This is a genomic window from Camelimonas sp. ID_303_24, assembly GCF_053543495.1.
On record NZ_JBLLJM010000049.1, the window covers coordinates 1 to 2,405 of the forward strand.

Annotated in this window: 2 protein-coding genes; both read right to left on the bottom strand. The window is 57.3% G+C overall.

Annotated features, from left to right (window positions below):
• Positions 1 to 527: 527 nt before the first annotated feature.
• A complete protein-coding gene (locus tag ACERNI_RS17795) occupies positions 528 to 1,454 on the bottom strand; it encodes a lipid kinase (protein WP_448834567.1) in 927 nt (308 codons plus the stop codon).
• A gap of 492 nt (positions 1,455 to 1,946) precedes the next feature.
• Positions 1,947 to 2,405: integrase core domain-containing protein (locus ACERNI_RS17800; protein WP_448834568.1), on the bottom strand; the 459-nt coding region annotated here is incomplete at its 5' end.

Here is a 2,405-nt window from a genome sequence, read left to right on the forward strand (position 1 = left end):
ACAAATTCAGACAATTGTATAGGTTTCCAACCTAAGACGTGGTGTCGGTCATGATGCGTATGGCTGTGTGTTTTGCGTATTCAGGAACATTTTTCCGGATAGCCGCTACAAGGTAACAACCAATCAAGGCTGGCAACAACCGATGGGGCCATCCTCACCCACAAGCGCAGGGATGGCGCAACGCGGGTCGTTATCATGCGTTGCGAGGATATCATATACCGCGAAAGTCAGGCTTTTGATAGGAAGCAGGTTACCACTGCCGGAATCGCCAAGGGTGGAACAGAGCTGTCATGTGTCAGTGGCCCATAACCGACCATCGAAGCCTGTCATCACTCCCATCGGCGCTATTAACTTTGGCTCCATGCCTCGCGATACGATTATACCAGCCCATAGATCTCGATCATTTGAACTGTTCAAACAAAGTGCTCATTTGATCTGGCGCCAGGGGCCCAATCCTGATTGATCAACACTTCGGGCGAAAGATATTCGGTAGCTCGTGATATTGCGTATCGATAACCACGAGGCGGTCAGTAAGACGCCTTCCACGCATCCGAAGCAACCTGCGGCAAAATTTCCGGAACAAATATGGAGATGGCTTTTGGGTGAACCTTGAAGTGGCCTGGCGTTGCGGTGACGATTTCGCCGTCTGTGTTGATGGGCATGGGCTTTTTCGTCACGATATCGAACTCGATGCAGCGCGCGGTGCGCACCTCGCTCCATGCTCCATGCGTGCCCGAGCGGAATGACCGCAGCATCAGCGCCAGTTTCCAGAGGTTCTTCATTTCCAGGCTGTAGAGGTCGAGGTGGCCGTCATCGATCTCGGCGCTCTCCTGCACCACATTGCCGCCGCCATAGTGCCGGCCATTGCCGACGGCGATCTGGTAGGTTTCCACATCGATCGCCCCACCCTTCTCCGTGATGGTGGCATGGAAGCGTGAAGCGCCGGACAGCACCTTCAGGGCAGCCAGCGCATAGCCAAACCGGCCGAAACGCTTCTTGATGTCAGGATCCAGACGTTGGGCGAGATCGCTGCTCAACCCAATGCTGGCGACGTTGAAGAACGCATAACCATTTACCGTGCCAACATCCACCGCCCGCGTCTGGCCCCGGGCGATCACGTCGGCTGCGGCCGGCAGGTCCATGGGTATGTTGAGCGTGCGGGCAAGATCGTTGGCGGTGCCCATGGGAATGATGCCCAATGGCAGGCCGCTTTCCATCGCGGCCAGCGCCGCCGAGGAAATCGAGCCATCGCCGCCGCAAACGATCACCAGATCGGCCCGGTCGCGAAGCCGCACGATATCGCGGGCAATTTCAGGCAGAGCCTCAAACGTCTCCACCGCCACGTCAAGCCCGCCGCTCTCCAGGCGTTCGAGCACCGGGGCGATCGACTCCTGGCCGCGCCGCGCATGCGGGTTGCGCAGCAAAAGGGCGCGTTTTCCAGATTTTTGAATCATGAGGGAGGCTGTTCTCGTGGACCGTAAGGTTGGCAGATAGGGATGCCCGGCATCCACTTCAACCGGCGCAACCATTGGCGCTGGCGCCCCGATCCGTTGTCATGCGACGCCGCGCGCCGCGCGGATGACGCGCTGCATTCCCCCAAATTGGGCAGCCGTGCGATTTGTGGCGCAACGCCTGGCTGGGCGACAGGCGCCGCCACGCCCCCCGGCCGGACCAATCACACCGCAACAAAAAACCCGCATGAATGCGGGCTTTTCATTAAGGCTGGCCGCAGATGCCGCGAGCGTTTTCGGGTCACATCACTCCCACTCTTATCGACTACACAGCCCAACCGATCGAAGAGAAAAGCGGAAAAATATTTTCAAAAGGCGACTTACCGTCAGTCGCACCGTAGCCAAGCTATCGCCTATGAAAGCATTTGGCTTTTTCGGCTAAGCAGCCGGTGGAAAAGTTCACCATCTATCGCCGGTGACGACAGCTGTTCCAATTTAGGTGTTCAGCCCCGGCTTTTGATGGATTGGCTCGATGATGAATCGTGCAGGCTTTGAAGTCCATTGTTTGCAGACGAACTCGTCAGGGGTGAGCCCCTTCAGCGTTTTGAGCCTTCGTGCGAAGTTGTAGGCCGCCATGAAGTCGGCGAGGTGTGTTCGCAGCTGCTCGTGGCGGTCGTAATGAAAGCGCTTGACGATGGCCTCCTTGATCGTGCGGTTCATCCGTTCGACCTGGCCATTGTTCCATGGATGGTTGGGTTTGGTTACCCTGTGCTCGATCCCGTTGGCCTCGCAGATCATGTCGAAGCGCATTGGCCGGGAGTAGATGGTATTCGGGTTCCGAGACTGCTCCGCGAACTGGATGCCGTTATCGGTGAGAATGGTATGGACCTGGTAGGGCACGGCTTCGAGCATATGCTGAAGGAATTCCCAGGCAGTCTTCCTGTCGGCCTTGTC

Excerpts from the sequence above, each read along its gene's own strand:
- ACERNI_RS17795 (WP_448834567.1), bottom strand. The coding sequence starts at position 1,454 with ATGATTCAAAAATCTGGAAAACGCGCCCTTTTGCTGCGCAACCCGCAT.